This is a genomic window from Pelomicrobium sp. G1 (assembly GCF_051905455.1).
In the GTDB taxonomy this organism is placed as follows: Bacteria; Pseudomonadota; Gammaproteobacteria; order Burkholderiales; family UBA6910; genus Pelomicrobium.
Map to the genome: position 1 here is coordinate 1 of NZ_JBQACR010000392.1, position 263 is coordinate 263.

Annotated in this window: 1 protein-coding gene; it reads right to left on the bottom strand. The window is 68.4% G+C overall.

Features of this window, described 5'->3' with window-relative positions; genetic code table 11:
- Positions 1-263, bottom strand: a 263-nt coding sequence (locus ACTFO6_RS18960) for a WD40/YVTN/BNR-like repeat-containing protein (protein WP_439935896.1), incomplete at both ends; no start/stop codon positions are given.

Sequence of the window (263 nt, forward strand, 5' to 3'; positions counted from 1 at the left end):
GTACTGGGGGTCGTCGTTGATGCTGGAGAACGGCAACCACGTGACGCCGCCGTCCTCCGAGCGGAACAGCCCCTGGGGCGAAGTTCCCGCGTACCAAACGTCCGGCTCGGCGGTGTATGCCGGCGTGAGCCAGAAGTTGTGATCGACCGAGCGCCCCTTGCCGTCCAGCGCTTTGGCGAAGGCCGGCGGTCGCTCGGCCTCCTTCCAGGTGCGGCCCAGATCGGTGGAGCGGAAGATGGTCGGGCCCAGGTGCCCGGTCTTCG